27 protein-coding genes and 1 other RNA gene are annotated in these 25,178 nt (G+C 69.2%); 17 read left to right on the top strand and 11 right to left on the bottom strand.

Annotation, left to right across the window (positions count from 1 at the left end; all coding sequences use genetic code 11):
* Window positions 1–27: 27 nt before the first annotated feature.
* Complete coding sequence (locus AB0M51_RS02900) at window positions 28–705, top strand: peptidoglycan recognition family protein (protein ID WP_344198004.1); 678 nt, start codon at window positions 28–30, stop codon at window positions 703–705.
* A 77-nt stretch (window positions 706–782) separates the two neighbouring features.
* Window positions 783–1,424 (top strand): dihydrofolate reductase family protein, encoded by a 642-nt coding sequence (locus tag AB0M51_RS02895; protein ID WP_344198002.1) that lies wholly within the window; start codon window positions 783–785, stop codon window positions 1,422–1,424.
* Here AB0M51_RS02895 and AB0M51_RS02890 read toward each other — a convergent pair.
* Entirely contained in the window at window positions 1,411–2,559 is a 1,149-nt protein-coding gene (locus AB0M51_RS02890; RefSeq protein ID WP_363747825.1) for a DUF418 domain-containing protein, read from the bottom strand. The genes AB0M51_RS02895 and AB0M51_RS02890 overlap by 14 nt on opposite strands.
* An 85-nt stretch (window positions 2,560–2,644) precedes the next feature.
* Between AB0M51_RS02890 and AB0M51_RS02885 the strand changes: the two genes are divergently transcribed.
* From AB0M51_RS02885 to panB, 4 genes are all read left to right on the top strand, one after another.
* Window positions 2,645–3,280, top strand: a complete 636-nt coding sequence (locus tag AB0M51_RS02885; protein ID WP_344197998.1) for a GNAT family N-acetyltransferase — start codon at window positions 2,645–2,647, stop codon at window positions 3,278–3,280.
* Window positions 3,277–3,798 carry an ATP-binding protein gene (locus tag AB0M51_RS02880; protein WP_363747822.1) on the top strand — a complete coding sequence of 174 codons (522 nt, stop codon included), beginning with the start codon at window positions 3,277–3,279 and terminating at the stop codon, window positions 3,796–3,798. The genes AB0M51_RS02885 and AB0M51_RS02880 overlap by 4 nt, the downstream gene beginning before the upstream one ends.
* 52 nt (window positions 3,799–3,850) lie before the next feature.
* Window positions 3,851–5,623 (top strand): NAD+ synthase, encoded by a 1,773-nt coding sequence (locus AB0M51_RS02875; RefSeq protein WP_344197994.1) that lies wholly within the window; start codon window positions 3,851–3,853, stop codon window positions 5,621–5,623.
* A 2,624-nt stretch (window positions 5,624–8,247) separates the two neighbouring features.
* A complete protein-coding gene (panB, locus tag AB0M51_RS02870; protein ID WP_344197992.1) occupies window positions 8,248–9,027 on the top strand; it encodes a 3-methyl-2-oxobutanoate hydroxymethyltransferase in 780 nt (259 codons plus the stop codon).
* Window position 9,028: 1 nt separating this feature from the next.
* Here panB and AB0M51_RS02865 read toward each other — a convergent pair whose 3' ends face one another.
* Window positions 9,029–9,928, bottom strand: coding sequence for an aldo/keto reductase (locus tag AB0M51_RS02865; protein WP_344197990.1), 900 nt, complete (start codon window positions 9,926–9,928; stop codon window positions 9,029–9,031).
* A gap of 116 nt (window positions 9,929–10,044) precedes the next feature.
* Here AB0M51_RS02865 and AB0M51_RS02860 point away from each other — a divergent pair, with 116 nt between their 5' ends.
* Entirely contained in the window at window positions 10,045–10,524 is a 480-nt protein-coding gene (locus AB0M51_RS02860; protein WP_344197988.1) for an NUDIX domain-containing protein, read from the top strand.
* Window positions 10,525–10,537: 13 nt separating this feature from the next.
* Here the strand turns inward: AB0M51_RS02860 and AB0M51_RS02855 are convergent, their stop codons facing one another.
* Window positions 10,538–10,714 (bottom strand): hypothetical protein, encoded by a 177-nt coding sequence (locus AB0M51_RS02855; protein WP_344198173.1) that lies wholly within the window; start codon window positions 10,712–10,714, stop codon window positions 10,538–10,540.
* Window positions 10,715–10,777: 63 nt separating this feature from the next.
* Window positions 10,778–11,758 (bottom strand): helical backbone metal receptor, encoded by a 981-nt coding sequence (locus AB0M51_RS02850; RefSeq protein ID WP_363747819.1) that lies wholly within the window; start codon window positions 11,756–11,758, stop codon window positions 10,778–10,780.
* Between the two features lie 50 nt (window positions 11,759–11,808).
* Between AB0M51_RS02850 and AB0M51_RS02845 the strand changes: the two genes are divergently transcribed.
* Window positions 11,809–12,456 (top strand): histone H1-like repetitive region-containing protein, encoded by a 648-nt coding sequence (locus AB0M51_RS02845; RefSeq protein ID WP_344197984.1) that lies wholly within the window; start codon window positions 11,809–11,811, stop codon window positions 12,454–12,456.
* A gap of 69 nt (window positions 12,457–12,525) precedes the next feature.
* Here the strand turns inward: AB0M51_RS02845 and AB0M51_RS02840 are convergent, their stop codons facing one another.
* A complete protein-coding gene (locus tag AB0M51_RS02840; RefSeq protein ID WP_344197982.1) occupies window positions 12,526–12,714 on the bottom strand; it encodes a hypothetical protein in 189 nt (62 codons plus the stop codon).
* 55 nt (window positions 12,715–12,769) lie between these two features.
* On the opposite strand from AB0M51_RS02840, the gene map reads away from it, so the two are divergent.
* Both map and AB0M51_RS02830 read left to right on the top strand, forming a co-directional pair.
* A complete protein-coding gene (gene map, locus AB0M51_RS02835; protein ID WP_344197980.1) occupies window positions 12,770–13,618 on the top strand; it encodes a type I methionyl aminopeptidase in 849 nt (282 codons plus the stop codon).
* Window positions 13,615–13,998, top strand: a complete 384-nt coding sequence (locus tag AB0M51_RS02830; RefSeq protein ID WP_344197978.1) for a GNAT family N-acetyltransferase — start codon at window positions 13,615–13,617, stop codon at window positions 13,996–13,998. Before map ends, AB0M51_RS02830 begins: the two co-directional genes overlap by 4 nt.
* Here the strand turns inward: AB0M51_RS02830 and AB0M51_RS02825 are convergent.
* From AB0M51_RS02825 to AB0M51_RS02815, 3 genes are read right to left on the bottom strand one after another with little or no spacing between them, the layout of a single operon-like run.
* Window positions 13,970–15,040, bottom strand: coding sequence for an epoxide hydrolase family protein (locus AB0M51_RS02825; protein ID WP_344197976.1), 1,071 nt, complete (start codon window positions 15,038–15,040; stop codon window positions 13,970–13,972). The two genes, AB0M51_RS02830 and AB0M51_RS02825, sit on opposite strands and share 29 nt — an antisense overlap.
* Complete coding sequence (locus AB0M51_RS02820) at window positions 15,037–15,495, bottom strand: GNAT family N-acetyltransferase (RefSeq protein WP_363747816.1); 459 nt, start codon at window positions 15,493–15,495, stop codon at window positions 15,037–15,039. Before AB0M51_RS02820 ends, AB0M51_RS02825 begins: the two co-directional genes overlap by 4 nt.
* On the bottom strand, window positions 15,492–16,961 hold the full coding sequence (locus AB0M51_RS02815; RefSeq protein ID WP_344197972.1) for a peptidase S10: 1,470 nt from the start codon (window positions 16,959–16,961) through the stop codon (window positions 15,492–15,494). Before AB0M51_RS02815 ends, AB0M51_RS02820 begins: the two co-directional genes overlap by 4 nt.
* A 32-nt stretch (window positions 16,962–16,993) precedes the next feature.
* Between AB0M51_RS02815 and AB0M51_RS02810 the strand changes: the two genes are divergently transcribed.
* The 4 genes from AB0M51_RS02810 (at window position 16,994) to AB0M51_RS02795 (ending at window position 20,195) form a co-directional block, all read left to right on the top strand.
* Window positions 16,994–17,362 carry a DUF952 domain-containing protein gene (locus AB0M51_RS02810; RefSeq protein WP_344197970.1) on the top strand — a complete coding sequence of 123 codons (369 nt, stop codon included), beginning with the start codon at window positions 16,994–16,996 and terminating at the stop codon, window positions 17,360–17,362.
* A 10-nt stretch (window positions 17,363–17,372) separates the two neighbouring features.
* Window positions 17,373–17,779, top strand: an RNA gene (rnpB, locus tag AB0M51_RS02805) — RNase P RNA component class A.
* 18 nt (window positions 17,780–17,797) lie between these two features.
* A complete protein-coding gene (locus AB0M51_RS02800; RefSeq protein ID WP_344197968.1) occupies window positions 17,798–18,364 on the top strand; it encodes a hypothetical protein in 567 nt (188 codons plus the stop codon).
* Between the two features lie 226 nt (window positions 18,365–18,590).
* Entirely contained in the window at window positions 18,591–20,195 is a 1,605-nt protein-coding gene (locus tag AB0M51_RS02795; protein WP_344197966.1) for a TROVE domain-containing protein, read from the top strand.
* 19 nt (window positions 20,196–20,214) lie between these two features.
* On the opposite strand, the gene AB0M51_RS02790 is transcribed toward AB0M51_RS02795, so the two are convergent.
* The gene (locus tag AB0M51_RS02790) at window positions 20,215–20,949 is read right to left on the bottom strand and encodes a DUF899 domain-containing protein (protein WP_344197964.1); all 735 of its coding nucleotides are present in this window, start codon (window positions 20,947–20,949) and stop codon (window positions 20,215–20,217) included.
* An 81-nt stretch (window positions 20,950–21,030) separates the two neighbouring features.
* On the opposite strand from AB0M51_RS02790, the gene AB0M51_RS02785 reads away from it, so the two are divergent.
* Together AB0M51_RS02785 and AB0M51_RS02780 are read left to right on the top strand one after the other, a co-directional pair.
* On the top strand, window positions 21,031–21,399 hold the full coding sequence (locus AB0M51_RS02785) for a hypothetical protein (protein ID WP_344197962.1): 369 nt from the start codon (window positions 21,031–21,033) through the stop codon (window positions 21,397–21,399).
* A gap of 104 nt (window positions 21,400–21,503) precedes the next feature.
* The gene (locus AB0M51_RS02780) at window positions 21,504–22,649 is read left to right on the top strand and encodes a hypothetical protein (protein WP_344197960.1); all 1,146 of its coding nucleotides are present in this window, start codon (window positions 21,504–21,506) and stop codon (window positions 22,647–22,649) included.
* On the opposite strand, the gene AB0M51_RS02775 is transcribed toward AB0M51_RS02780, so the two are convergent.
* Window positions 22,646–23,131 (bottom strand): GNAT family N-acetyltransferase, encoded by a 486-nt coding sequence (locus tag AB0M51_RS02775; RefSeq protein ID WP_344197957.1) that lies wholly within the window; start codon window positions 23,129–23,131, stop codon window positions 22,646–22,648. The genes AB0M51_RS02780 and AB0M51_RS02775 overlap by 4 nt on opposite strands.
* A gap of 69 nt (window positions 23,132–23,200) precedes the next feature.
* Here AB0M51_RS02775 and AB0M51_RS02770 point away from each other — a divergent pair, with 69 nt between their 5' ends.
* Window positions 23,201–23,755 (top strand): TetR/AcrR family transcriptional regulator, encoded by a 555-nt coding sequence (locus AB0M51_RS02770; protein ID WP_344197954.1) that lies wholly within the window; start codon window positions 23,201–23,203, stop codon window positions 23,753–23,755.
* On the opposite strand, the gene AB0M51_RS02765 is transcribed toward AB0M51_RS02770, so the two are convergent.
* Complete coding sequence (locus AB0M51_RS02765; protein WP_344197952.1) at window positions 23,744–25,177, bottom strand: RNB domain-containing ribonuclease; 1,434 nt, start codon at window positions 25,175–25,177, stop codon at window positions 23,744–23,746. The two genes, AB0M51_RS02770 and AB0M51_RS02765, sit on opposite strands and share 12 nt — an antisense overlap.
* Between the last annotated feature and the right edge of the window lies 1 nt (window position 25,178).

Below are 25,178 nucleotides of genomic sequence, written 5' to 3'. Positions count from 1 at the left end.
CCTCATCCGTAGGGAATTTTCTAGAGCATGACCGCCCCAGAAAGAATCCAACGCCACCTGAGCAATCCAAGACTGTCCCGTCGTACCCTGCTCGGCGCTTCCGCCGGCGGCGTACTGCTCGGCGGACTCGCACTGCCCACAGCAGCCTTCGCGGCCCCGGCGCCGCGCTGCTACACGCGCACCGAGTGGTCGGCGCGCCCGCCCAAGTCTCCCACCCAGGTGATCGGCAAGCCCGACCACATCGTCATCCACCACACCGCGAGCGCGAACGTCACCGACTACTCGCTGGCCGCGGCGTACAAGGTCCAGCACTGGATCCAGGACCTGCACATGGACACGAACGGCTGGATCGACATCGGCAACCAGCTCACGATCAGCCGCGGCGGGTTCCTGATGGAGGGCCGCAGCCAGTCGTTGCCCGCGATCAACAACGGGCAGAACGTGCTCGGTGCGCAGACCGCGAACAACAACAGCCACACGATCGGGATCGAGCACGAGGGCATCTACGTGAGCGAGGACGTCCCGGTCGCGCTGTTCGACATGTCGGCGCTGACCTGCGCCTGGCTGTGCACGAAGTACGGCCTCGACCCGCACACGGCGATCGTCGGGCACCGCGACTACAACACGACGCAGTGCCCGGGCGACGTGTTCTACGCCCGGCTGCCGGAGCTGCGGGACCGGGTCGCCGCCATCATGCTCGGCTGATGGCAAAGTGCTGATGTCAAAGTGACGGTGGGTGCTCCGACCGTTGGGTGACAGCACCCAGACGGAGGAGCACTCACATGTCGCAGGTTCGGATTCACAACTTCTCGATCTCCTTGGACGGGTTCGGCACCGGCGAGGGCCAGTCCAGGGAGACGCCGTTCGGTCACGCCGGCGAACGCCTCCACGAGTGGTATGTCGGCACCCGCTACTTCCGCTCGATGGGCGGGAAAGAGGGCGGCACCCAGGGCGTCGACGACGCGTTCGCCGCGCAGCACGAGCCCGGGATCGGCGCCGAGATCATGGGCGCGAACAAGTTCGGTCCGCCCGGCTGGCAGGACGACGCCGACTGGACGGGGTGGTGGGGTCCGAACCCGCCGTTCCACAGTCCGGTCTTCGTCCTCACCCACCGCCCGCGCCCGTCGGTCGAGCTGGACGGCGGTACGACGTTCCACTTCGTCGACGCGACGCCCTCCGAAGTTCTGGGGCAGGCGCGCGCGGCGGCGGGCGATCTCGACGTACGGCTGGGTGGCGGAGCGACAGTGATCCGCGAGTTCCTGGCCGCGGGCCTGGTCGACTACATGCACCTGGCCGTGGTGCCGATCGTGCTCGGACGCGGGGTCCGGCTGTGGGACGGGCAGGAGTCGCTCGAGCAGAGCTTCGACATCGAGGCGGTGTCGTCGCCGAGCGGCGTCACCCACCTGAGTTTCACGCGGAAGTGACCTTCGCCGGGCGCCCGTAGGTGATGCGGCGGATCAGCACCTCGAACGGGCCGCGGTAGCTCGCGCGCCGCATCCGGTCGGCCAGCAGCACGGTCCCGAGCCAGGTCGCGACCGCGAGGATCGCCGTCGTGGTCGTGGTCAGCGTGTTCGAGAGATCGAGCAGGTACGGCGTGAACACGACGGCCCAGACGACCGACTGGGACAGGTAGCACGTCAGCGACCGTTGCCCGACGGCGGCGATCGCCCGGGTGACCGGTCGCTCGCCGACTCGGTGGGCCACCAGCACCAGCAACGCGGCGTACCCGAAGCCGCCGAACACACCGGTTGCGTCGTGCAACGGCCCGAGGATCGTCAGCGCGTGGTCGCCCGGCCGGGCCAGGACGCCGCCGACGACGAGCGACAGCGGCAGCGCGCCGACGACCGCGATCGAGATGCCGAGCAGGGCGGTGCCGCGGAGCAGGGACACGTGCTCGGCGGGGCGTTCGAGGATGCGGCGGCGCCCGGCCCACACTCCGATCAGGAACGGCGTGACGAAGCCGATCCAGCCGAGGCCCGCCACCATCGGCTGGACGGTGATCCGCTCGCTGAACTGATCGAGGAAGCTCGCCGGCAGCATTGACGGGTCTGGTCCGTCGGCCAGGCTCTGACTACTTGGGAGGGCCGTGAGGATCAGGACGAACGCGGCAACTCCGAACAGCCAGCGGTCCTTCCACTGCAGGACCACCACGCCGAGGAACAGCAGGACGCCGTACGCCGCGAGGATGTCGCCGATGTAGAGCAGCATCGCGTGCGCGAACCCGAGCACGACCAGGACGAGGCTGCGGCGCCGGAGCAGCCGGCGGATACGCCGCTCGTCGTTGCCGATCTCGCGTTGGCGGTGGACGATCCGGGCCACGCCGTACCCGAAGAGCACGCCGAACATCGGGAAGGCGCGGCCGTCGACGAAGGTCGCGATCAGGGTGCCGACGATCCGGTCGAGGGGCGATCCGCCGGTCGGGAAGCCGCCGAAGTACGCCGTGCCCGCGACGAAGTAGTGCGAGTTCGCCAAGGCGATGAACAGCAGCATGAAGCCGCGCGCGAGGTCGGGGCCGAGGGCACGTTCACGGAGTCCGGTCGGGCCGCCCTGGGTGTCCATGCCGGCCAGTCAATCCGATCGGGGCCGGCGCCGGATCCGACGAAAGTCCCTGCCGGGTGAACCTTCGTCGTTGTTCGATGGACGGGTGCACGACGAAGCCCTGACTCGTTGGCAGCGCGGATGGTCGGCCGCCCGCGGATGGAACGACGCGCAACGCGTCGACGACGTGACGGTGGTGCGGGTCGGCGACCCGCACCACCGGGTCGAGTACGTCGCGACCGAACAGAACGCGCGCGCCGCCGCGCATCTCGCGCTGACCGACTGCAACCCGCCCGGAACGTCGTGGTTGAAGATCGCCACCGCCGACCCCGAACAACTGGCGGCCGGACTACGTCCGCTCGACTACGTCCGGACCGAGTGGCTGATGACGATCTCCCTTCCGGAGCAGGCACTCCACCCGGTGCCCGCGCCGTACGCGGTCGAGGTCACCGACGACCCGTCGCTGATCGACGTCCAGCTCTACGGGTACGGCGAACTCGCCGCCGCCGGCCGGATGTCGATCCTGCACACCGGCGCCGTCGCCGACATGATCCACACCGACACGGCGCACCGTCGCCGCGGTCTCGCCCGCGCCGTCATGAGCACCCTGGCCACCCGCGCCGTCGCCCGCCACACCACCACCGCCCATCTCTCGGCCTCCGCCGAAGGCCGCCCGCTCTACACTTCGCTGGGCTGGACCACCCTCACTCCCCTGCTCGTCGCCCGAACGGCCTCTCTGTGAAACAACTCATCGCCTTCACCGGGCTACCCGGCACCGGAAAGTCGACGCTCGCCGAAGCGCTCGCGACCGAAACCGGAGTGCCGGCGTTCGCCGGCGACTGGTTGCTCGGCGCCCTGGCACCGCACGGCGTCCTCACCGGTCTCGACCGGCCGGCGTTCCTCGCGATGTATTACGACCTGCTCGGGACATTGCTGAGGCGTCAGTTGATGCTCGGCCAATCCGCGATCGTGGACTGTCTGGTGAACGAGGAAATCGCGGCCCGGTGGGAACAACTGGCCGCCGAATACGGCGCGCGGCTGCGCATCGTCGAATGCGTCTGCGGCGCCGAGGACGTCCATCGGCAGCGGCTCGAAGGACGCCGGCGCGGGATACCCGGATGGCACGAAGTGGGGTGGGACCACGTGCTGCGGATGCGGAGTGAGTACCCCCAGTTGGAGCGCGGGCAACTGGTGGCGGACGCGATGGATCCGGTGGACGTGAACCTCGCGCGGGTCCGGACCTACATTCGGCGTACGTAAGAGGTTGGTGACAGGCATGGGGCCGGGCCTGTCGACCCAGTAATGTGCTCCCGTGCCTCAGCTTCGGGTTGCTCTTGCTCAGATCGATGTGACCGTCGGTGACATCGACGGGAACACCGACAAGATCGTCGCGTGGACCCGCAACGCGGTCGAGCAAGGTGCGCACGTCGTCGCGTTCCCCGAGCTCGGCCTGACCGGCTATCCGGTCGAGGACCTGGCGCTCCGGGCGTCGTTCGTGGACGCGTCGCAGGCCAGGATCCAGAGCCTCGCGCGCCGGCTGTCCGACGAGGGTCTCGGCGACATCGTGGTGGTCTGCGGCTACCTCGACCGGGCCGGCGGTACGGCGATGGGCATCGACCGGCTCGGGCGCCCGAAGGGTTCGCCGACCAACTCCGCCGCGGTCGTCCACCAGGGCAAGGTGGTCACCAGCGCGGTCAAGCACCACCTCCCGAACTACGGCGTCTTCGACGAGTTCCGGCACTTCGTCCCCGGCAACACGCTGCAGGTCGTCCGCGTGCACGGCATCGACGTCGCACTGGTGATCTGCGAGGACCTCTGGCAGGACGGCGGCCCGGTCGCCGTCACCCGGGAGGCCGGCGCCGGCCTGCTGCTCGTCGTCAACAGTTCGCCGTACGAGGCCAACAAGGACGACGTCCGCGGCGACCTGGTCCGCCGTCGCGCCCGCGAGGCCGGCTGCGCGCTCGCGTACGTGAACCTCGTCGGCGGGCAGGACGAACTGGTCTTCGACGGCGACTCGCTGGTCGCGGACGCCGACGGCACGATCATCGCCCGCGCCCCGCAGTTCGAGCAGGGCAGCATGATCGTCGACCTCGAACTCCCGGCCGCCTCCGGTACACCGTCCGGGACCCACGAGGGCATCGAGATCGTGCACACCGTGCTGCAGCCGGCCGAGCTCGCGCCGTACGAACCGATGCCGCCGAGCATCGCGCCGCGGCTGTCGGACGAGGCCGAGATGTACGGCGCGATCGTCACCGGGCTGCGCGACTACGTGCAGAAGAACGGGTTCAAGTCCGTACTGCTCGGGCTGTCCGGCGGCATCGACTCCTCGCTGGTCGCCGCGATCGCCTGCGACGCGGTCGGCTCCGAGCACGTGTTCGGGATCTCGAACCCGAGCGTGTACTCCAGCCACCACTCCAAGGACGACGCCGCCGAGCTCGCCGCCCGGACCGGCCTCAACTACCGGGTGGTCCCGATCCAGCCGATGGTGCAACCGTTCCTCGACACGCTCGGGCTGACCGGGCTCGCCGAGGAGAACCTGCAGGCCCGGGTGCGCGCGGTGATCTGGATGGGCCTGTCGAACTCCGACGGGCACCTGGTACTTGCCTGTGGCAACAAGTCGGAGCTGTCCGTCGGGTACTCGACGATCTACGGCGACGCGGTCGGCGGGTACGCGCCGCTCAAGGACCTGCCGAAGACGCTGGTCTGGCGGCTGGCGAAATGGCGCAACGAGGACGCGAAGGCGCGCGGCCAGCAGCCGCCGATCCCGGAGAACTCGATCGTGAAGCCGCCGTCCGCCGAGCTCCGCCCGGGACAGCAGGACACCGACTCGCTGCCACCGTACGACCTGCTCGACGACATGCTGGACGACTACGTCGAACAGGACCGCGGCAGCGCCGAACTGGTCGCGGCAGGCTTCGACGCCGAACTGGTCACGAAGGTGATCCAGCTCGTCGACAAAGCGGAGTACAAGCGCCGGCAGTACCCACCGGGCCCGAAGCTCACCCACAAGGCCTTCGGCCGGGACCGCCGGTTGCCGATCACCAATGCATGGCGTGAGGACGCACGGAAGGCAGCCGAGCACTGAGCGACTCCTGGCGATACCGCCCATCCCAAGAATCCGCGTGGGGCTCCACCGAGGAACCCGGCGAAGGCTCCGGCCTGCCCGGCCGGGATGTGAGCTCGTCCACAGGCGGTGGCGCTTACCCTCCGCAACAGTGGGACGATGAAAGCATGGTTGACAACTACCTGTCGGCCGGTACCCCTGGCGACGACGAAGGCTCGCCGTACGGGACCGGACCGAAGAACCAGGCAGCCGACGACAACCGCCGCTCGGACTACGACAACGACAGTTGGAGGGACCGCGGTCCCGTCCTCAACCCGTCGCCGTCGTTGCCGAACGCACCACGGACGTACGAACGCGGGCCGGTGCCGCAGCAGCCGTACGTGCCGAAACCGCCGTACCTCCCGACCGCTCCACCGCCGCCAGGGCAGCCGCCGTACTACGAGGCCGCGCGGGAGGAGCAGAACCCGTTCCGCCCGCAGCAGCCGCCGGCGCAGGGGCGACCTAGTCCGTTCGGTCCCGGGGCGAGTAACACGACGCCGCCGCGACCAGTCGCGGGTAGCCCGTTCGCACCACAGAACAACGGGTCGGGCAACGGCATCAGCGGCCACGAGTCGAGCAACGGTCCGAGCAGCAACGGACTACCTCCGCAGCAGCCGCCGCGTCCTCCGCAACGCCTACAGCCACCGGCGCCCCGCCGCCACGAGCCCGGCCCGGGCCCGGAGCCCATCTGGGGACACTCCCCCGTCCCGCCACAACCTCAGCCGTGGGAGAACCGCAACGCTCCACGCGACCCGTACGAGGGCCGCACACAGGAGCCACCCCGCGCGGAGGACTCGGCGGACGCGTTCAGCACCCGCTGGTCCCTCGACCATCCCGAGACTCCCGAGGCGGCCCGCGCCTACGGCACAGGCCGCTCCCAGGAAGCAGCAAGAGCAGCCCAGTCCCCCCGCCCCACAGACAACGGCACAACACCCCCGACCACCCCCCAACCACACGCCGACCACCCTGCGGACGACACCCCCCGACAGCCGGGCCCCGTACCGCCGGCTGACGCCGGCCACGCGCAGAACGGGTTGCCCCCACGCGACTCCCGGCCCACGGAGGACGCTCGCCGTACGCACCGCGACGTACCGCAGGTTGATGGCGGAGGCGCGCGGGACGGGCTGCAGTCACCCGGGCCCCGTCCCCCGGAGGACACACACCGACCCTGGGACGACGTACCGCGGGCGGACTCTGCCCACGCGCAGAACGGACTGCAGTCGCACGACGCTCGCCCCACGGACGACACACGCCGGCCGTACGGCGACGTACCGGCGGCAGACGCCGGCCACGCGCAGAACGGGCTCCCGCGGTCCGCGGAGGACGGCCGCCGTGCGCCCGACGACGTACCGCAGGTTGACGGCGGGCGTGCGCAGAGCGGGTCGTCGGTGGCGGACGCTGGTCGCTCGCAGAACGGGCTGCCGTCAGGCGACGGTCGTCCTGCGGAGAACGGTCCTCAGGGGTACGCCGACGTACGGCCTCGCGGCTACGGGCAGAACGGGTTGCCGGGACGCGATAGTGGTCGTGCGCCGGAGGTTGGTGGGCAGGAAGCCAGCCGCGGGCACGAACCTGCAGTTGGGCAGGACGCTCGGCGCGGGCAGGAAGCTGGTGTTGGGCAGGGCGGTTTGCGGGGGTCGGGTGAGGAGTCGGCGGAGGATACGCGGCCGCAGGAGATCCGGCTTCGGCGGGAGGTTGCCGCTCGGGAGTCGGGGCGCGGGGCTGGTGATGACGGGTACTTGACGGATCCGAGTGCGGAGTACGAGATCAACGCACCGGTGAACGAAGCAGTCTCTTCGTCCGGCACGCGGTCACAGACGGATGCAGCCGGCCCGCAGCCGAACAGCGGGTCGCAGGCTGGTGGGTCGCAGGCTGGTGGGTCGCAGGCTGGTGGGTCGCAGGCTGGTGGGATGGAAGGTTCTGGGGGGCAGGTGCGTGGGCCGGTTGGGGCGCGGCGGCGGGCGGGGGTGCAGCAGGATGCGCCTAGTCAGGTGTCTGCTGAGCAGGTCACCTCGCATCGGGCTGCTCGTCGTGCGTACCAAGCGCCTGTGGACGGACCGTCTGCCGGCAGCCAGCTAAGCAACGCGCCAGCCAACAACACTCCAGCAGGCAACACCAGTGGGGCCGGCAACACCGCAGCAGACAACGGCCGCGCGGCAGGCGGTGCTCCAGCAGGCAACACCCCAGCAGACAACGGGCGTGCGGCAGGCGGTGCTCCGGCAGGCAACACCTCAGCAGCTAACGGCGCTGCAGTTGGCGACGCTCGAGCACACAGCACGACAGCAGGCGGCGCGTCAGCCGACGACGCGCGTACGAACAACAGCGCGGCCAGCAACGCGGTCGGCAACACCTCGGCTGGCAACGCTCCAGCCGCCGGCAACACCTCGGCTAATAACACTCCAGCCGGTGGCGGCTCGGGTGGTGATGCTGGGGGTGCGGGCAGCACGTGGGTCGGCAGTGCTCCGTCCCTCGGTAGCGCGGTGGGTAACAGTTTGCCCCCGAGTGGGCCGGCGGCCGCGGCAGGAGGGGCGCCGGTTGAGGGTGAGGTTTCGCCGTACGGCGGACCCGGCAAGTCGGCACCTGACGGCAAGCGGCCCCGGCGGTATCGGGTGCATCATCTGCGGGACTTCAAGAGCCGTGGTGAGAAGTGGGCGATGCTGACCGCCTACGACCAGTACACCGCCGAGATCTTCGACCAGGCAGGTATTCCCGTCCTGCTCGTCGGTGATTCCGCGGCGAACAACGTCTACGGCTACTCCTCCACCCTCCCGGTCACCGTCGACGAACTGATCCCCCTCGCCCGCGCGGTGGCCAACGCCGCCGAGCACGCGCTCGTCGTCGCGGACCTTCCGTTCGGGTCCTACCAGGCGTCACCCGAGCAGGCGCTCCACACCGCCGTACGGTTCATGAAGGAAGCGGGCGTCCACGCGGTCAAGCTCGAGGGCGGCCGCACCGTGGTGCCGATGGTGGAGAAGCTCACCCAGTCCGGGATCCCGGTGATGGCGCACATCGGGTTCACGCCGCAGAGCGAGCACAGCATCGGCGGGTATCGCGTGCAGGGCCGCGGCGATCAGGCGGCCGGCCTGATCGACGACGCGGGTGCGCTGGCCGCGGCGGGAGCGTTCTCGATCGTGCTCGAGATGGTGCCGGGCGACGTGGCCGCCGAGATCACCAAGCGGGTGCCCATCCCGACGATCGGCATCGGCGCCGGCCGCGACACCGACGCACAAGTCCTGGTATGGCAGGACATGGCCGGCCTCAGAGCAGGCACCATGCCCCGGTTCGTCAAGCAGTACGCCGACCTCCGCGGCATCCTCACCAACGCGGCAGCGACGTACGCCGCCGAGGTCGCCAACGGCGCGTTCCCGGGCGACGAGCACACGTTCTGAGTCAGATCCAGGGCAGGGCGGAGCGTTCGGTCCAGTACTCCTCGGGTTGCTGTACGAACTCGAGGAGCGGACCGTCGACCTGGTACGCGAGGTTGCTCGCAAGCTGTTCGGCCGTGGTGGCTCCGCTGAGGACGACGTCAGCCCACGGTTGAGCCACCGCGGCGCCGATCGCCAGCGCGTCCGGCGCGACGCCGTGCTGCTGCGCGAACTCGTTGAACGGCGTCTCGCCGGCGCGCGCCGTCAGCCGCCCGTTGGCGACCGCTTCCTTGATGACGACGAACCAGCCGGCGTCGTGCGCTTCGGCGAGCGCCGCCGCGGCCGAGGTCTCCAGGACGTTCCACGTCGCCTGTACTGCGGAGAACGGCGTACCGGAGGCCAACGCCTTGCGCAACGTCTCGGCCTGGCGCGGGCCGCTCGTGGACAGACCGACGCGTACGCCGGTGTCCGCGAGCTCACGCAGCCTGTCCAGCAAGCGCTTGTCCTCGAGCGCGGGGCTGTCGGACGTCAGGCTGTGCACGAGGTAGAAGTCGGGCGGCCCGCCGAGGGCCTGCAAGGTCTCCGGCCATTGCCGTTCGAACGTCGCGAGGCTGTGGTCCTTCACCTCGTGCGTGTCCGCGTCGTGCCGCCAGTCGGCGACGTACGTGTAACCCCACTTCGACCCGATGGTCAGTTGGCTCCGGCGTTCCGGTGTCAGCCAGGTGCCGAGGAACTCTTCGGCAAGACCGTACGAACGCGCGGCGTCGAAGTACCGAACACCTGCCTGCCACGCCTGGTCGAGGAGCTCGTGGGTCCGCGCGCGCAGATCCTCGACCGCACGCCGCGGCGGCAGGTCCTCGTCGTGTCCGAGGTTGATGTAGCCGGGACGACCCAGCGCGGCGAGCCCTAGCCCAATCGTTGCCATGTCTCCGATCCTCCCACTCCGCGCCGGCCTTGTTCCGCCAGGGCTTTTGGCAACAGCTGTGAGACGCGCCGCGCGACTCGACGTCCGGTTGGCGTTGTCCTTTAGCGTTTTGTGGTGTGACTGACTTGACGGTGAGGCGGCGGACGACGGCCCGCGTACTGCCGGTGCGCCCGGACGGCAGGGTCCTGCTGCTGCACGGCTGGGACCCGCTGAAGCCGGACACGACGTACTGGTTCACGATCGGCGGCGGTGTCGAGAACGGCGAGACGGTCGCCGACGCGGCCTGCCGGGAACTGCGCGAGGAGGTCGGCATCGAGTTGCCGCCGGTCGAGCTCGGTACGCCGCTCGCGACCAACACCATCGAGTTCGAGTACGGCGGCAGCCGGATCATCCAGGCGCAGACGTTCTACGCGGTCGCGGTGGACCGCGTCGACGTGACGTTCGCGAACCAGGAGGAGATCGAGCAGCAGACGATCAGCGAACACGGCTGGTGGTACGGCGACGATCTCGAGGCGACCGGTCTGGCCGCGCACGTCACGATCCCGGCACTGCTCCGGCAGGCGACCGACGCGATCACACTGCGCCGGGCGTCCTGACTGTGGGGCCGGCTCAGCGCGCCCGTGCTTTCTTCAGGACCTTCTTCGGGAGCTTCTTGTCGACCTTGTAGTGCACGCGATCGAGCCGCTCGGCGCAGCCTGCCTTGGACAGGCGCATCAGGACGACCGGGCACTTCTTGCACCTCGGCTTGTCCTTGCAGCACTTCTTCTTCGCGGTCATCGACGGCACCCAGCGAGCGTAGGTGAGGCATACCTAACCCGTCCAGTCGTCGCCCGTCGATCGTGGCGGACGTCACGCGAGTTGTCCGCTCAGCAGCGCGCGTGCTTCCACGAGTGACGGTCCGTACCAGGTGAGATGCCGGCCGGACACGCACTTCGCGGGTTTGCCGAACGCCTCCGGCCCGTCGTCCGGCGAAAACGCGTACGGCTCGTCCGGCAGCACGACGATGTCGTACTCCGGTAATACGTCCGGATCGAATCGTGGGTAGCGTTCACCGGATTCTCTCAGGACGTTGTCGACACCAATACGCGCGAGCAGATCGCCTGCGAACGTGTCCCGGCCGAGCGCCATCCATGGTCTACGCCAGATCGGGATCACCGCCCGCCGGCGCATTCCGTCGTACGGCGAACTCCACACCGCGCGCGCTTCCCGCAACCAGTCCGGTTCGCCGCCGGCGATCGCGGACAGCAGGCGACCGAGCGAGTCGAGTGATTCGGGAACCGTCGTCGGCGCCGTCACCCAGACCGCGATTCCGGCCGCCCGCAACGCGTCGAGATCGACCGCGCGATTCTCTTCCGCGTTGGCGACCACGACGTCCGGCGCGAGTGCGCGGATGACGTCGAGATCAGGATTCTTGGTACCGCGGACCCGGGTGACGTCGAGGTCCGCGGGATGCGTACACCAGTCGGTCGCACCAACGATTTTGCCTGCGTCGACAGCCGCGATCGACTCGGTCAGCGACGGCACGATGCTGACCACGCGACGCACCTCGCGCGGTAGTTCGACGACGTTGCGCAGGTCGTCGTACATGCTCTTCAGCTCCTCGGGATCGATGCTGTTGCCGAGGACAACACTCGCCGATCCGGCACTTTCGGGGCGAAAAGTGCCGCGTGTCGCGAAGAAAATATTCCACTGATCCGGCATGCTCGGGGCGCGGCGGAATCCCTTCATTACAAGGATCTTCGGCATTTGTGCCAGTGTACGCCGCAAGTTCTCCTTAGCCTGCGGACGTTTCCGGTGCTTTACGTAGCGCACAAGTGTTGTCATCATCATGACGACGAGGAATCCACCGTGGTTTTCCTCAGCCGCACCAAGGAGGCAGAGTGCCAGCCAAGAAGGCAGCCGCAGGGAAGGCGACAGCCAAAAAGGCTTCTCCCGCCAAGAAGACTGTCGCGAAGAAGACCGGCGCCGCGAAGACGACCACCGCGCGCAAGGTCAGCGCAGCAAAGAAGACAGCGACGAAGAAGGTGAGTGCGGCCAAGAAGACCGCGGCCACGAAGACGGTGGCGAAGAAGGCTCCGGCCAAGAAGGTCGCGGCCAAGAAGACCACCGCGAAGAAGGCTGTCGCGAAGAAGGCTCCGGCCAAGAAGGTCGCCGCGAAGAAGACCACCGCGGCGAAGAAGACGGTCGCCAAGAAGGCGCCGGCGAAGCGCACCACCGCTGCCAAGAAGACAACGGCTGCTGCGAAGAAGACGACGGCCCGCAAGACGGTGGCGAAGAAGGCCCCGGCGAAGAAGACCGCCGCGAAGAAGGCCCCGGCCAAGAAGACCGCGGCCAAGAAGGCGCCCGCGAAGCGCGTCGCCGCGAAGAAGGCGCCGGCCCGCACGGCCGCGAAGAAGGCCCCGGCCAAGCGCACCGCCGCCAAGAAGGCTCCGGCCCGCAAGACCGCGGCAAAGAAGACCGTGGCCAAGAAGGCGCCGGCCCGCAAGGCCGCCACCCGCAAGACCGCGGCCAAGCGCGTCGCCCGCTGACGCGATCAGCAACAGCCGAGGGGCACCACCGGTCCGGTGGTGCCCCTCGGCTTTGCGGCTACCGCGAACTCAGTCGTCGTCCCACTTCGGGTCGTTGTCCCAGTCCTCGTTGCGTTCCTGGACCTTCTCCAGCGCGCGGGCGGCTTCCTCCGGCGAGCTGTACGGGCCGAGCCGGTCCCCCGACTTGGCGCCCTGGTACGGCTCCACCTTGCCGGTCTTGGTGTTGAAGTACCACTCGTTGCTGTGATCGTCGCTCATCTGGATGACCACCTCCTGGGAGTCGTTGCGCAGCGCTCTCTAGAATGATCTCACCATGTCGATTCTTACTGCTGGCGTCATTTCGCCGCGCCGCGACGTACCCGCTTCCATCGTCCGCCCGGAATACGTCGGCAAGCCGGCGCCGACGCCGTTCGACGGTTCGTACGTGACACCGCCGGAGCTGCTCGAGAAGATGCGGGTGGCGAGCAAGCTGGCCGCGCAGGCGTTGCAGGCGGTCGGTGCGGCGGCGAAGCCGGGCGTGACGACCGACGAACTGGACGCGGTCGGGCACGAGTACCTGATCGAGCGCGGGGCCTACCCGTCGACACTCGGCTATCGCGGGTACCCGAAGTCGTTGTGTACGTCGGTGAACGAGGTGATCTGCCACGGCATCCCCGACGACCGGCCGCTCGAGGACGGCGACATCGTCAACGTCGACATCACGGCGTACCTGGACGGCGTGCACGGCGACACCAACGCGACGTTCCTCGTCGGCGACGTCGACGAGGAGAGCCGGCTGCTGGTGGAGCGCACCCAGGAGGCGCTGAACCGCGGCATCAAGGCGGTCAGGCCCGGGCGCCGGGTGAGCATCATCGGGCGGGTGATCGAGTCGTACGCGAAGCGCTTCGGGTACGGCGTGGTCCGCGACTTCACCGGTCACGGGATCTCGACGTCGTTCCACTCCGGGCTGATCATCCCGCACTACGACGACGAGCGGTTCGACGACCTGATCGAGCCCGGGATGACGTTCACGATCGAGCCGATGCTGACGCTGGGCACGTACGAGTACGACCTGTGGGACGACGGCTGGACCGCGACCACCAAGGACAAGTCGCGGACGGCGCAGTTCGAGCACACACTGGTGGTGACCGACACCGGCGCCGAAGTACTCACGCTGCCGTGAACATCACGCAGTACTCGGAGGAGCACCTCGCGGGCATCCTCGCGCTGTGCGAGTCCGAGGGGTGGCCGAGCCTTCCGGCCGACCCCGCTCGCGCCCACACCGTCCTGACAGCTCCTGGCGTCACGACGGTGGTCGCGCTCGACGGCGAGCAGGTGATCGGGTTCGCGTACCTGCAGAGCGACGGCCACATCCAGGCCCACCTGTCGATGATGGCTGTCCATCCGTCGTACCGCCGCAAGGGCGTCGGGCGGGCGCTCCTCGAGTACGCCCACCCGCTGACCGGCGCCCAACGCATCGACCTGGTCACCGACACCGCCGAAGACTTCTACTCGTCCTTCGACCACCGGAAGTTCAGCGGGTTCCGGATCTATCCGGGGTGAAGAAGGCGATGAGGTCGGCGGCGAGCAGGTCGGGCTCCTCGTGGGCCGCGAAGTGGCCGCCCCGGGGCATGGTCGTGTACCTGGTGACGTTGTAGGTGCGCTCGGCCCAGGCGCGCGGCGGTTGTGCGAGATCGCCGGGGAATACGGCGAGTGCCGTTGGTACGTCGACGCGCTCGACGCGGCGGGTGAGGCCGGCCGCGTATTCGTAGTACGGCCGGAACGATGTCGAGATCGTGCCGGTGAACCAGTAGAGCGACGCCTGGGTGAGCAGGAAGTCGTCGCTGAAGCTCGCCGGATCGTCACTCCACGCCCGGTACTTCTCGAGGATCCACGCGAGCAGCCCGACGGGCGAGTCCGTCAGCCCGTAGCCCAGGGTCAGGGGCCGCGTGCTCTGCTGGTGCTGGTACGCGCCTTCCGTCGTGGACCAGGCTGCGACGGCCTCGACGTACTGCTGCTCCTCCGGGCGGAGATCTGTCGCGTCGGGTGGCGCCGCGACCGACGTCACGTGGATGCCGATCACGGACTCCGGGTGCGCCTCGGCCAGTCGCGCGGTGGTGCCGGCGCCGAGGTCGCTGCCGTGCGCGGCGTACCGCTCGAAGCCGAGTTCGTCGTGCATGAGCCGATGCCACAGTTCGTGCGTCTGCAACCCGGTCAGCGAAGGTCGTTGGGGCGCGAGCGGGAATCCTGGAAGCAACGGGATGACGACCGTGAAGTTGTCCAGCCGGCGCGCGAGTTCGAGCAGTTCGAGGAACGTGCTGGGCCAGCCGTTCGTCAGCACGATCGGCAACCCGCCGCCCGCGCCGTCGAACCGCAGGTAGACGACCGGCGTACCGTCGATCGTCGCCGTGTGGAACGGCAACGCGTTGATCGCCCGCTCCTGCGCACGCCAGTCGTAGCCCGACGCCCAGTAGTCGACGAGCGGCCGCAGTACGTCGGGATCGGTCCCTGCGTCCCACCCGGCCAACGGCCACCGCTCCGGCCAGCGAGCCCGCCGCAACCGCGACCGCAACTCGGCCAACTCGCCCTCATCGACAACGATCATCCTGGAAGGCTAAACCCGACTGCCCGATACAACGCCAACGCCGCCGCATTGTCATCCGTGACCCGCAAGGCGACCGTCACGCCCGAGCACTCACTCAGCAGCAGCTTCGCGATCCCCTGACGGCGGTGCGAGCGGGCGGTGAACAGCTCGATGATGAATGGGCAGTCGGGGGTGCCCTGCCATGGAGCACGATCCACCACGAGGAGTGCGCCGACGAGTTGATCGTCGTACCAGGCCAAGCGGCTGAGGCTCGGGGTGAGTACGCCGTACCCGCCCTCGAAGGTCAGCGCGATGTCCTCCAGGGCTTCCTCGAGGGTTGCGGAGGCGACGCCGGGGTCGTACGACTCGTAGTACAGGCGGCCGAGGGGCTCGGTGTCGCTCGGCGACGGTGGGCGCAGTACCACGCCGGGGACGTGTGGACGCGGTACTGCGTTCGCCGGGCGGAGCAGGATCATCGGTTGGCGGAGGCGGTGATGAACGCGCCGAGGTCGGCGGACTGCTGGATGCGGGACTCCTCGTGGACGTACATCATGTGGCCGGCCGGGTAGTACTTCGTCTCGATGTTGCCGGCGAGCTCCGCGGGGATCTGCAGGCGGGCCAACGTGGACTCGGTGGCGAAGTACGGCGTGGCCCCGTCGTAGTGACCGGACGCGACGTACACCTTCAGGTGCGGGTTCACCCGCATCGCCTCGGCGAGCTTCTCCGCGACCGTGATCTGCTGGCCCTCGAACTCCTTGAACGACCAGTTCTTCGCGGCGTCCATGTTGATGATCTCGTACGGTACGTCGTTCTCGTACCCGAGCTCGACCCGCACGTAGTGGTTCAGCGCCGCCGAGTACGGACCGGTGATCGCGTTCATCGACGGGTCCCGGTCCTGCCGCTCACCGCCGGCGTCCGGGTCCCAGCCGGTGAAGCGCCCGTCGAGCCGGCCGACGATCAGCCGGCGCGCGCGCAGCAGCTCGGCGAAGAACCGGCCGTGCTCGATCCGCAGGTTCACCCGGTCGACGTAGTCCTCGCTCAGCCCGGTCAGCTGCGCCAGCCGGGTGACCACCTCGGCCCGGTAGTCCGCGGGAATCCTGTTGCCCTGGGCAAGCGCATTCGGATACCGCCCGGCGGCGAACCGCTCCGCGTCCGCGAGCAGCTCGTCCAGCTCCCGGTCCGGGACCATCCCGTGGTAGTGGGCGATCGCGGCGTACGTCGGCAGGAACAGCGTGTACGGCAGGTCGTTGCCCGGCGTGAAGTCGAGCGTCCCGAACTCCAGCACCGCCGAGATCAGCATCACGCCGTTCAGGTACATCCCGTACCGCTGCTGCAGATGCGCCGCCAGCCCGGCCGCCCGCGTCGTACCGTAGGACTCCCCGGCCAGGAACTTCGGCGACATCCAGCGCCCGTTCCGCGAGGTCCACAGCCGGATCACCTCACCGACCGACTCCAGGTCCCGGGTGAACCCGTGATAGTCCGCCGGCTTCTCCCCCTCCGCGGCCCGCGAGAACCCGGTCGACACCGGGTCGATGAACACCACGTCGCTGTACTTCAGCAGCGTCTCCGCGTTGTCGACGAGCTCGTACGGCGGCGGCGCGAGCTCACCCACGTCACCCGACACCACCCGGCGCGGCCCGAGCAGCCCGAGGTGCAACCACAGGCTCGACGACCCCGGCCCGCCGTTGAACGCGAACGTCACCGGCCGGTCCTTCGCGTCGGCATCGTCGAGCGTGTACGCCGTCAGGAACACCTCGGCCTTCGGCTTCAGCCCCTCGAACTTGCCGTCGGTGTACACCTCCTCACGGAGCACGATCCGCCCGGTGGTCGCGGTGTACCGCAACTCCTGCCCGTCGACCGTGAGCGCATGCTGCGTCGTGACCAGGTCGTCGGTCGGCTGCGCAGGCTTGGTGTCGGTCTCCGTCTGCTCCTCGTTGGCCATGTCGAGCACCTTAATCCACTAGCGTGGGCGTCATGGCGACGATTTTTCACATCGCGTTCCCGGACCAGTGGGAGGCGGCGGTCGAGGCCGGGTGCTACCGGTGGTCGACGCGCGACAAGAGCCTCGACGACGGCGCGACCTTCATCCACGCCTCCCGCCCCGAGCAGGTCGCGACGGTGGCGAACTTCGCGTACGACGACGTCGACGTACCGCTGTGCCTGCTGATGATCGACACCGCCAAGCTGGAGTCGGCGCTCTGCGACGAGGACCTGGACGGGACCGGGATGAGCTTCCCGCACATCTACGGACCGCTGAACCTGGACGCGGTGGTCGACGTACGGCCGTATCACCGGGGTCCGGACGGCCTGTGGCCGGAGGTGTCGCCCGAGGCCGTATCCTGAGAGCAGGGAACGGGTCGGTCGGGCGATCGCGTCGTTCTGGTCCTCGTGACCAGGGCGCCGAGGAAAGTCCGGACTCCACAGGGCAGCGTGGTGGGTAACGCCCACCCGGGGTAACCCGCGGGACAGTGCCACAGAGAACAGACCGCCAGCGGCTCCGGTGAACCCCGTGGTTCACAGGAGTGCGGGTGAGGGTGAAACGGTGGTGTAAGAGACCACCAGCTCCGCAGGTGACTGTGGAGGCTAGGTAAACCCCACGTGGAGCAAGGCCAAGAAGGGCGGCGGGAAACCACCGTCCGCGCGAGCGTTCGAGGGCGGCCCGCCCGAGCTCGCGGGTAGGCCGCTGGAGGTGCCCGGCAACGGTCACCGTAGATGGATGATCGCACTCGACAGAATCCGGCTTAAAGACCGGCCCGTTCCCCCTCCGAAAGGCCCCGCATGCCCGGCAGCCTGATCGCCCTCGTCGGCACCTCGAGCGTCGGCAAGTCCAGCACCGCACGCAAACTCCAACTCCTCCTCCCGGACCCGTACCTCGTGGTCGGCCTCGACCACTTCTACGACATGTTCCCGTCCGACTGGGGCGGCCATCGCCGCGGCCCCGGCCCCGGCTTCTGGCAAGAGACAGTGGATGACGACGGCAAGCCGCGGATCGTTACGCACTACGGTGAGGCCGGCGTGCGGTTGTTCGCGGGGATGCGTGCCGCGGTGGTCGCGCTCCTCGACGCCGGCAACGACGTCATCCTCGACGAGATGCCCGTCGACGACACGATCATGCCCGCCTGGCGCGAAGCCCTCGCCGGGTACGACGTGCACTGGATAGCGCTGCGGGCGCCGCTCGAAGTGATCGAGGAGCGCGAGCTGAACCGCCACCACGGCCGCCACCTGGGCAACGCCCGCGGCCACTACGGCCACGGCATGGAAGGCCCCTTCGACCTCGTCCTCGACACCGCCACCCTCACCCCCGACGACCGCGCCGCAGCCATCGCGAAGGCTGTAACGCCTTAATTGCATGGCGGTTGGTGGTTCGGCGGTCCTACAGTTGACGGTAGAAGACGGGGCTGGGTGGGCCGGAGCTGGTCGGTTACCACTCTTAATGGGAATGTCGCAGGTTCGAGTCCTGCCATCGGTTCGCCGGTGTAGCTCAGGTGGTTAGAGCATCTTCCGGTCGGCGCACCACGTCCGCCCAGGCCCGTCTTCGTCATGCCCGAAAACCGACGGGGAGAGAAAGGACATGTCCACAGATCCGCTGGCCCAGGTCAGCACTCGGCAGACCCGGCAGGACGAGCAGGCCGACCCGCGGCAGCAGCGCAACAGCGCCGGTGGGTACACGTTCGTCCTGGACGACCTCGGTCGCCTGCGCCGGTTTCTCACGCTCGGCACCACCGGCGGGACGTACTACGCCTCGCAGCGTGAGCTGACCCGGGAGAACGCCGGCCTCGTCCTGGAGCTGGTGCGGACACAGTCCGCCGCCGTCGTGGCCGCCGTACTGGACATCTCCCTCTCCGGTCGCGCGCCGAAGCAGAACCCGGCACTGTTCGCGCTCGCCGCCGCGGCCAAGCTCGGCGACGAGGACGGCCGTCGCGCCGCGCTCGCCGCCGTACCGCTGGTGGCGCGCACCGGCACGCACCTGTTCACGTTCGCCGGCTACCTGGAGCAGTTCGGCGGCTGGGGACGCGGTACGCGCCGCGCGATCGGCAGCTGGTACGTCGAACCCGCCGTCGACGCCCTCGCCTACCAGGTCGTCAAGTACCGCCGGCGCAACGGCTGGTCGCACGCGGACCTGCTCCGCCTGTCGCACCCGAAGACAGCCGAGCCGGTACGCCGGGAACTCTTCGACTGGATCCACGGCCGTACGACGGACCTGTCGGCGCTGCCGCTGCTCGCCGCGTACGAACGCGTCCAGGCAACGACCGACGCCACCGAGGCCGCCGACGTGATCGCGCTCAACCGGGCCCTGTCGTGGGAGATGATCCCCGACCGGTTCCTGAACGAGCCGCGGATCTGGGAGGCCCTGCTCGCGAACGGTCTCCCGCAGACCGCACTGCTCCGGCAGCTCCCCCGCCTCACCCGGCTGGGTCTGCTCGAGCCGCACGGTGCGTGGGCGCGGGTGGTCGCGGACCGGCTCACCGATCCCGCGCGGCTGCGGAAGGCCCGGGTACATCCGGTCAACGTACTCGTTGCCCAGCGCACCTACTCGAACGGCCACGGTGTCCGCGGACAGCAGGAGTGGACGCCGTCCCGCCCAATCGTGGATGCGCTCGACGACGCGTTCTACCGCGCGTACGAGGCGGTCGAGCCGACCGGACAGCGGATGCTGCTCGCGCTGGACGTGTCCGGGTCGATGACGTCGCAGGTGTCCGGCCTGCCGCTCAGCTGCCGTGAGGCGTCGGCCGCGCTCGCACTGGTCACGGCCGCGACGGAGACGTCCTATGAGATCGTTGGCTTCACCAGCAAGTCGGACTACTACCGCACCGCGCTGACGCAGCTGGCGATCAGTCCGCGGCAGCGGCTGGACGACGCGATCCGGGCGGTGTCGAAGATGCCGTTCGGTGCGACGGACTGCTCGCTGCCGATGCAGTACGCGCTGGGCCGCAAGCTCGCGATCGACACGTTCGTCGTTTTCACCGACAACGAGACGTGGTACGGCGACGTCCATCCGCACCAGGCCCTGCGGCGGTACCGGCAGGCGATGGGGATCGACGCCCGTCTGGTCGTGGTCGCGATGTCCGCGAGCCGATCGACGATCGCGGACCCGTCGGATCCGGGGATGCTGGACATCTCCGGGTTCGACAGCGCCGTACCGGGGCTGATCAGCGACTTCGGCGGGCGCGCCTGAGCGCGCCCGCCGGGGTCTGTCAGTGGCAGTGGTCGTCGGTCGTGGGTGGTACGGCGCGGCCGGCGGGCTTTTCCCAGGGTTCCTGGCGGCCGAGGGCGGTCAGGTCGAGGGCGTTGACGGAGAAGGTCATCGCGTCGGGGCCGCGGCCGTACGTCGAGTAGGTGTGGTAGACGTCGTCGCCGACGCGGAGGAAGCAGCTGAGGCCGTGCAGGTCGAACGGCTGCTCCTGCTGGATGAAGTCGGCGTTCGGGCGCTCGTCCCACTCGGCCTTCGAGCGGTAGTTGTACTCGAACGGCACCACCGAGTCGTCCAGGGTGACGTGGTAGTCGTAGTTGAAGGTCGTCCCGGCCGACGAGTACCAGGGGTGGACCCAACCGCGGTCGGCCTTGTAGGCGGCGAGCTTCTCGTACGGGCCGCGGGAGATCAGTGCGAACGTCGTGTCGGTCTCGTTCAGCGCGCGCTGCGAGCCGATGTCGTCCACGAACCCGGTGCAGCTCGGGCAGGCGTTGTCCCACTCCGGCGGGTACATGATGTGGTACACGACCAGCTGGTGCCGCCCTTCGAACAGCTCCACCAGCTTGACCGGCCCGTCGGCTCCGGTGAACACGTACGGCGTGTCCACCAACACCATCGGCAACTCCCGCCGCCGGGCGTTCAGCGCGTCCCGCTCCTTCGTGAACGCCTTCTCCGCAGCCAGCAACTCCCGCCGCGCCGCGACCCACTCGTCCCGGCCGACAACCTCCGGCAAACTCATCACAAACCTCCTAGAACCGAACAGAACACCCGAGACGTCGGACCCACCTCTCCCACTTCGACATCGCCGTACCATCGAACCGTGGAACTGCCCCACCTGACGCTCCAGCAACGCCCGGCCAAGAACCTGGCGGCACGCCTCGAGGGAACGCTCGTCGTCGACGATGCCTCGAACTACCTGGGTGTCCTGTCGGGCGATCACCTTGTGGAGGTCGCCTGGCCACCAGGTTGCGCGGTGGCTGAGCGCGGTTCGTCGCTCGTCGTGCTGGATGGTGACGGACGGTCCGTCGGTGAGGTCGGCGCCGTCATCGTGCTCGGCGGTGGCTACGCCGGGCCGGAGCGGGCGCACGCCGTCTCACCGACCGGTAGGGGGCGGATCTTCGCTGTGGCCGGCGCCTGCGGGCTGCCGGCCGGGCCTGGTCTCCCGCCGAGTCGTGGCGTTCGGTCCTGAGCCGGTTCGGCGAGTCGTGCGATTGGGTCAAGTTTCGGCGCCGAATCTCACGACTCGGCGGACGGGCGACCGGATGTCGGCCGGTGCGATGAGATGGTGGGGGTATGCGGAGGCGGGTTCGTACTGGGGTCGTGATTCTGCTGCTGGTCGTGCTGTTGGGCGGGGCCGGGTATGTGGGATGGGTGTTGGTGCAGCGGTCGGAGCCGGTGTCGCTGCCGGAGCCGAGTGGGGGGTTCCAGGTCGGGCGGCGGACGTACGAGTGGACCGACAGCCCGCGGCGTGATCCGTTCGCGGACGGGCCGCGGCGGTTGGCGGTGTGGCTGTGGTACCCGGTGGCGAAGGGCACGACCGGGCAGCACACGCAGTACGCGCCCGACGAGTGGAGCGGGATGCACCTCAAGGCGCCGGTCGCGGTCTTCGAGGGGCCGTTCGACACCTTGCAGGACCGGGCCCTGGACCGGGTCGCGATCGCGCCGGGCAAGTTCCCGGTCGTCGTACTGATGCCGGGCATGGGCCTGTCGGCGCCGATGTACGCCGCGCTCGCCGAGGATCTCGCCAGCCACGGGTACCTGGTCGCGGGCGTCACGCCGACGTACAGCGCGAACCTGACCGTCCTCGGCGGCGAACCCGTGACCAGCAAGCCGGCCGCGAACCCGCCGAACCTCGGCGACAACAACGAGGGCGCACAGCAGGCCGGCGACCATCTCGTCAGCGTCTGGGCCGCGGACGCCCGATTCGCCGCCGGCATGGTCGTGAAGACGCTGCCGAACTCGGTCGAGTCCGCGGTCGGACCGGCGTACGTCGGGCACTCGTTCGGCGGCGCCGCGTCCCTGGAGGCCTGCCGGCTCGACCAGCGCTGCACCGCCGCCGTCGACCTGGACGGGTACCAGTTCGGGGACGTCGTCCGGAAGGGTGTGAAGGCGCCGATGCTGCTGCTCGGCGCCGACGACTCCTGCATCACCGGCGTCTGCGGCCCGGACGCCAAGAACGACAACGACCGGAACCGCGCCCTCTCGTTGCTGAAGGCAAGCACCGGTACGTCGTGGTGCGCGACCGTCCCCGACACCCGGCACTTCAATTTCACCGACTACGGCGTGTACTACCTGGCCTACCCGCTCCGCCGGTTCCTCCCGCTCGGGCCCGCCGCCCCGCGGCACGCCCTGACCGTCACGAGCGGCTACCTGAGCACGTTCCTCTCCCACGTCATCTACAAGACTGCCGCCCCCGGCGCACCGGCCTGCAAGAACTAGAGGTCGAGTTCGTACGTCTGCCCGGTCAGCCGGTCGCCCCACATTTCGTGTACTTCGGAGCTCACCAGGCGGAAGCCCCGCGACAGGTAGATGTGCCGGGCCGCGACCAGCGGGTCGTTCGTCCACAGCACCATCCGCTTGTACCCAGCCGATCGTGCGAACTCCAGGCACGTGTCGACCAACTCCGCGCCGAGCTTCAGTCCACGCGCCGCCGGCGTCACGAGCAGCAGGCGTAGCTGCGCCGTCGCGTCGTCCGGCCCGCGCACGCAGAAGATGCTGCCGGCCCGCTCGCCGTCCACCTCGGCGATCCACGCGGCCTCGCGCTCGTCGTCGTGGTCGGTGGCGTACTGCGCCACGATCTGCGCGATCAGCGTCTCGTACGCCGCCGCCCAGCCGTACTCCGCCGCATAGATCTCCGCGTGCGCCTGCACCACCCAGCCGAGGTCGCCCGGCTGCCCCAGTTTCCGGATCACTTTCGTCATCAACCTACCCGATCTACTGACACGAGTGTTTCAGTGAGCAATACTAGCTCTGTGCCGACCACAACGACAGTGCCTTCTCAAAAAGATGGTCCATCAGCGCGACAGCAAGAACTGCTCGAGCGCGCGTACTCCTACTCGCTCACCCACGGGCTGGCCGACCTGTCGCTGCGCCCGCTGGCGAGCGCGATCGGCTCCAGCCCGCGGGTGCTGCTCTTCCTGTTCGGCAGCAAGGACGGCCTGATCCGGGCCCTGCTCGCCCGCGGCCGCGCCGACCAGCTCGACCTCCTCCGCCGCACCGAGCAGCGGTACGACGACCCGCCCGGCCTGAAAGTCGTCGCCCGCGAGCTCTGGGCCTGGCTGGCCGCACCGGAACGCCGGCCGCTGATGACCTTCTGGGTCGAGGCCTACGGCCGTTCGCTGGTCACACCTGACGGCCCGTGGGCCGACTTCGCCCGTTCGACAGTCGACGACTGGCTGGAGCTCCTCCAGGCCAGCGAACCGGGTCAGCCCGCGGCCCGGCGTACCGCCGTACTCGCGATCCTCCGCGGCGCGCTGATCGACCTGCTGGCGACCGGTGACCTGGAACGCACGACCGCCGCGGTCGAGGACTACCTAGCCGACTAGTTCGAAGGCGACCGTGCGCTTGGCGATGTCGGCCTCGACGAGCTTGACGCGGACCTGCTTGCCGAGCGGCAGCGCCGTACCGGTGACCCGGCCCTCGATCGCGGGCTCGGTCAGCACGACGATGCCGCGGCTCGGGTCCTTGTCGTCGACGTCGGTGATCACGCCGTCGAAGGTCGCGCCGAGGCGGTCCGCGACCAGGCCCGCCTCGACCATGCTGACGATCGACCGCTCGTACGCGTGCGCGCGGCGATCCGCGTCGTCCATGATCTTCGGGATCTCGTCCATCGACTCCCGGACCCAGGCCGGTACGGCGGTTCCGGCCGAGAGCGCGACGCAGATCTCGCCGGTCCAGCGGTCCACCAGCCGGCGCAACGGCGCGGTGACGTGCGCGTACTCCGCCTTCATCGCGGCGTGCTGCGGCTTGTCCGGCACGTTGCCGTCGAAGGCCGTGTAGCCGGCGCCGCGGAACAGCACGGTGCAGGCGGCCAGCATCGCGGCGTGGGCGGGCGTCGCCGGGTCCAGGCCGTGGATGAACGCGGCGTACGACACGTCCGCCGGCCAGTCGATGCCGAGCGCCTTCGCGGTGTTGCCGAGCTTGCGGCGCAGGTCGTCGTGCGACTCGGGCAGCGTGCGCAGGATGCCGATCCTGCCCTTCATCATCAGCTGCGCGGCGGCCATGCCGGTGAGCAGCGAGATCTGCGCGTTCCAGCTCTCGACCGGGAGCGGCGCGCGGAACTCGAGTCCCCAGCCGCCGTCGGACGTGACGACTTCCTGGTCCGGGATCGGCAGGTTCACGCCGCCGCGGTCGAGTTCGCGCTGCTCGCGGAGCTTGCCGACCTCGCGGAGCAGCTGCAGCGACTCGGACGCCGTACCCGCGTCCAGTTCCTGCTGTACGCCGGCGTAGTTGAGCTTCGCGCGCGACTTGACCCGGGCGCGTTCGCAGGTGACACCGGTGATCTCGCCGGACGCGTCCAGGGTGACCGTCCAGAGCAGCGCCGGACGGACCTGCTCCGGCAGCAGCGACGCCGCACCCTCGGAGAGCTCCGGCGGGTGCAGCGGGGTGCGCTTGTCCGGCGCGTACAGGGTCTCGCCGCGGCGCCGCGCCTCGGTATCGATCGGGTCGCCGGCCCGCACGTACGCCGCCACGTCCGCGATCGCGTAGTACACCGTGAAGCCGTCGCCGGTCCGCTCGAGGTGCAGCGCTTGGTCGAGGTCCATCGAGTCCGGCGGGTCGATCGTCACGAACCCGAGGTCGGTCCGGTCCAGCTCCGGGAGTACGGCGTTCCCGGCAGCCCGCACCGCGGCCGCCGCCACCTCCGGCGGAAACTCCGCCGGCACCTCCTGCTCCCGGCGGATGTCCTGCAACGAAGCCCGGAAGACCTCCGGCACATCCTCGGCGAAACGAACCCTCTGCAGCGGCATG

The sequence above is a fragment of the Kribbella sp. NPDC051137 genome (assembly GCF_040682535.1).
Taxonomy (GTDB): Bacteria; Actinomycetota; Actinomycetes; order Propionibacteriales; family Kribbellaceae; genus Kribbella; species Kribbella karoonensis.
The sequence above is the reverse complement of the archived record's forward strand: the minus strand, read 5'-3'. Positions and strand labels throughout refer to the sequence as shown.

Excerpts from the sequence above, each read along its gene's own strand:
- AB0M51_RS02900 (WP_344198004.1), top strand. The coding sequence starts at position 28 with ATGACCGCCCCAGAAAGAATCCAACGCCACCTGAGCAATCCAAGACTG.
- AB0M51_RS02895 (WP_344198002.1), top strand. The coding sequence starts at position 783 with ATGTCGCAGGTTCGGATTCACAACTTCTCGATCTCCTTGGACGGGTTC.
- AB0M51_RS02890 (WP_363747825.1), bottom strand. The coding sequence starts at position 2,559 with ATGGACACCCAGGGCGGCCCGACCGGACTCCGTGAACGTGCCCTCGGC.
- AB0M51_RS02865 (WP_344197990.1), bottom strand. The coding sequence starts at position 9,928 with ATGGCAACGATTGGGCTAGGGCTCGCCGCGCTGGGTCGTCCCGGCTAC.
- AB0M51_RS02850 (WP_363747819.1), bottom strand. The coding sequence starts at position 11,758 with ATGATGATGACAACACTTGTGCGCTACGTAAAGCACCGGAAACGTCCG.
- AB0M51_RS02840 (WP_344197982.1), bottom strand. The coding sequence starts at position 12,714 with ATGAGCGACGATCACAGCAACGAGTGGTACTTCAACACCAAGACCGGC.
- map (WP_344197980.1), top strand. The coding sequence starts at position 12,770 with ATGTCGATTCTTACTGCTGGCGTCATTTCGCCGCGCCGCGACGTACCC.
- AB0M51_RS02825 (WP_344197976.1), bottom strand. The coding sequence starts at position 15,040 with ATGATCGTTGTCGATGAGGGCGAGTTGGCCGAGTTGCGGTCGCGGTTG.
- AB0M51_RS02820 (WP_363747816.1), bottom strand. The coding sequence starts at position 15,495 with ATGATCCTGCTCCGCCCGGCGAACGCAGTACCGCGTCCACACGTCCCC.
- AB0M51_RS02815 (WP_344197972.1), bottom strand. The coding sequence starts at position 16,961 with ATGGCCAACGAGGAGCAGACGGAGACCGACACCAAGCCTGCGCAGCCG.
- AB0M51_RS02810 (WP_344197970.1), top strand. The coding sequence starts at position 16,994 with ATGGCGACGATTTTTCACATCGCGTTCCCGGACCAGTGGGAGGCGGCG.
- AB0M51_RS02800 (WP_344197968.1), top strand. The coding sequence starts at position 17,798 with ATGCCCGGCAGCCTGATCGCCCTCGTCGGCACCTCGAGCGTCGGCAAG.
- AB0M51_RS02795 (WP_344197966.1), top strand. The coding sequence starts at position 18,591 with ATGTCCACAGATCCGCTGGCCCAGGTCAGCACTCGGCAGACCCGGCAG.
- AB0M51_RS02790 (WP_344197964.1), bottom strand. The coding sequence starts at position 20,949 with ATGAGTTTGCCGGAGGTTGTCGGCCGGGACGAGTGGGTCGCGGCGCGG.
- AB0M51_RS02780 (WP_344197960.1), top strand. The coding sequence starts at position 21,504 with ATGCGGAGGCGGGTTCGTACTGGGGTCGTGATTCTGCTGCTGGTCGTG.
- AB0M51_RS02775 (WP_344197957.1), bottom strand. The coding sequence starts at position 23,131 with ATGACGAAAGTGATCCGGAAACTGGGGCAGCCGGGCGACCTCGGCTGG.
- AB0M51_RS02765 (WP_344197952.1), bottom strand. The coding sequence starts at position 25,177 with ATGCCGCTGCAGAGGGTTCGTTTCGCCGAGGATGTGCCGGAGGTCTTC.